General features: G+C 52.4%; 4 protein-coding genes. 1 reads left to right on the forward strand and 3 read right to left on the reverse strand.

Annotated elements, in window-relative coordinates; genetic code table 11:
* Positions 1-440: 440 nt before the first annotated feature.
* Positions 441-701 (reverse strand): hypothetical protein, encoded by a 261-nt coding sequence (locus tag ACFWW2_RS00645; protein ID WP_393925431.1) that lies wholly within the window; start codon positions 699-701, stop codon positions 441-443.
* 274 nt (positions 702-975) lie between these two features.
* Here ACFWW2_RS00645 and ACFWW2_RS00650 point away from each other — a divergent pair, with 274 nt between their 5' ends.
* Complete coding sequence (locus tag ACFWW2_RS00650) at positions 976-1,437, forward strand: hypothetical protein (RefSeq protein WP_393925432.1); 462 nt, start codon at positions 976-978, stop codon at positions 1,435-1,437.
* A gap of 65 nt (positions 1,438-1,502) precedes the next feature.
* Here the strand turns inward: ACFWW2_RS00650 and ACFWW2_RS00655 are convergent, their stop codons facing one another.
* Both ACFWW2_RS00655 and ACFWW2_RS00660 read right to left on the reverse strand, forming a co-directional pair.
* Entirely contained in the window at positions 1,503-1,883 is a 381-nt protein-coding gene (locus ACFWW2_RS00655; protein ID WP_393925434.1) for a DUF5615 family PIN-like protein, read from the reverse strand.
* A 9-nt stretch (positions 1,884-1,892) separates the two neighbouring features.
* Complete coding sequence (locus tag ACFWW2_RS00660) at positions 1,893-2,492, reverse strand: DUF433 domain-containing protein (RefSeq protein WP_393925433.1); 600 nt, start codon at positions 2,490-2,492, stop codon at positions 1,893-1,895.
* Positions 2,493-2,789 lie beyond the last annotated feature (297 nt).

Below are 2,789 nucleotides of genomic sequence, written 5' to 3' on the forward strand. Positions count from 1 at the left end.
ACCCTTGCCCGAATCTCTACATCTGGTGTAGGTCTAGGATTAGACCCATAGGTCTGATGATACAAGCCGGACAACAATGAGGAAAGGAACAGCCAGAAAAGCGAAGCCCCCCGAAAGCAAAACTTCCAGAGGGCCACACGAGATCTAATAGGCTCAAAACTTAGATACCGTGTTTCCCGACATCAATGCAAGTCAAAAACGCATTCGTGCGGCCAGTAAAAGTGCGTCTTGGTCTGGGTCAGCAAAACCACATTGATCCAGCCCTGGGTGCAAACCCAACCAACCCGGCAGAGCGTTTCTGCCAATAAATGAAAGGAAGACTACAACCCTAGAAAAGCAAAACCCCGCAAGGCGGTGAACCTTCCGGGGGGTGCTAAGATCAACAGAGCTCCAACTCTGCATATCATAGAGTCAATTTGATCTTAGAAACCGTCGTTGATTTACGGCACGCGACACAGGCCAGGCGCGAAGGTTGAGACTTTTTCGCTCAACATGGCTGCATCACCATCAGCGCCGCCTAATGTTTCACGAACAGTCATCGTCAAAGGAGTATGAATGTAAGTTGCGCTGACTTGCTCATTTAGAGGTTGCATCCTCGTATGAGACAACAGCGCACCATCATCGCCGTATACAACGTCGTAAAAAACCTGCATCGCTGATCTGACCGTCTGAATAAGTGTGCTCGCGGGGTTTTCAGGCATCGTGATCCTCGCACTGATCTTTTCGCTTATTTGGCGTTGAGGGCAGGGTTATTGCTGGCAGCAAGTATTACAAATGCGCCAGTGTCTGGCCAAATGCTCGGCTTCTGGCTATACGCCCCGACACGGTACGCACGGCGCATTTCCGCGCAAACGTGGTGACTTTCCCACCCGCATATCAAAATTTACCAAGGCAACTTTGACTAAAGCGCGGTAGTATAAATTGTCCGGCCAAAGACGGGCGACCAAAGTCATTTCGAAATGGGCGAGACAGCAAATGTACACAGAAAAAGCATATTTAGAGGATTCCATATTGCGCATCCCAAGCATGGGTGGCCGGCAAATTGGCGCGCATCTAAGGCAACTCGCGGCACAGAACGCGGCAAATAGTTGTATCGTGGAAGTCGGCGCATGGTTGGGCGCCGGAACCGCCCAACTGGCACTTGGCGCCGAGGCCGCGCCAGTCGCCCCGGAGATTCACGTCTTCGACCACTTTCATGCCTCAGAATCTAAAGTAACAAAGGCAGCCGCCGCGGGTGTACAGTTGGAGAAAGGTCAGGATACGCGCCCGGTTGTCGAGCGACACCTTGCCGATCTTGATGCAACTATTTACCTCCACAAAGGAAAGATTAAAGACATCACATGGGATCATGGGCCGATTGACAGCATAAGCAGCCAGCTCGCTACCTGGAGGCTTCGGATGACGGGTATCGACCGGCAAGTTCGTCGCCGACGATGATGGTCGTCTGAGCAATCGTACTCGCGACATGGACTTGCCCGGCGCTGGACGGCTCGCGCCAAGCGTTATTCTTCAGGCAAATCATAAAGCGTTATGGTTCCGTCAGCCTCAGCTTCCAAAACCTTGTTCACCATGACGTCAGGCGGATCACCAAGCGTTTCAAGATGAGTGATAGCGGCTTTGATCAACGCTTTCGCCTGAACTTTGCCGAGACATGGTAAGATGATCATGCCTGGGTGGATTTCAGCACGAGCCGCGAGAGCACGAAAGTCTCGCGCATTTTCGGTGACAATGATTAGATCATCGTCGATGCAGCGGGCGAGCACGGTATGATCCGCTTCACCGAGCCCACCCTGATTGCGCGGATGAACCACATAGTAGCCTTCTTCCGCCATCAATTCATTTGCCACACGCGGTGACAAGCATTCGTCCAAAAAGAGCCGCATCAATGTGGCTTATGCGGCTTTTCGCCAAGGTTTGCCAGCGCTTGGTCTCCCACGTGGAGGATGCGCTTTTGCATAGACCAAAGCAGCCTCGAAAGCCTTCCTACTGATCTCAGGGTAGTCCTCGACCAGTTCTTCCAAGGTCTCACCACCTTCGATGCGCCCAAGAATGGATTGGCAGGTAATCCGAGTTCCCTTTAAGATAGGTTCGCCGCCTAAAATTTCCGGATCGACAGCCAAATGCTCATGCCTCGCTTCAAGATAGCCGCGGGTTCGATCCCAAACCTCAGTAACGAGGGGATCAAGGTTGAGCATCAAACCTGGAGATAGCTCAAGGCAACCGAAGTTGGCTTGCTTCGAACTCCGTAGGAATCTCCAAACAAGTCTTTTGGACTTCTTTTCCATTTTAATGCCGTCAAGCGAGCGCATTGCACATGCATAGGCAACCGCATGCATCGGCACATGTGCCGCGAGAGTTTCACGCATCCAAAGCTTCGTTTTACGCCTTGGAACGATCCCCTCTTCGCAATCTTTTTCAATACGCCTTGCAGCCACACCAGCAAGATGTGCTGCTTCTTTGATTGTGAGATCTGCCAGTACTTGCGTAGTCATAATCTTTCCCTTCAGGGGGATAAATAATTGGTCAAGGCCGTTTTGTCAAGGCTTGCACCGTTAAGCTCCGTATAGACAGGACCATATTCTATGAGCAGTTAGTGGCACGCCAGCGCCATGGCGCTGAACGGGCTCTTGGCTACGCCCGGAGCCATCGGCGCTTGTGGCGGGTGATGCGCGCTGAATTGGGCGCTGCGATTTTGCAGATGGGCGTGTCTGCCTGACGATTGGGGCCTTCTCAATCAGATGACAGGAGGTTCCGATGACGGACCAGTATGTTCCTGCGCTGCGTCAGCG

The sequence above is a fragment of the Yoonia sp. R2-816 genome (assembly GCF_046762905.1).
Lineage (GTDB): Bacteria > Pseudomonadota > Alphaproteobacteria > Rhodobacterales > Rhodobacteraceae > Yoonia.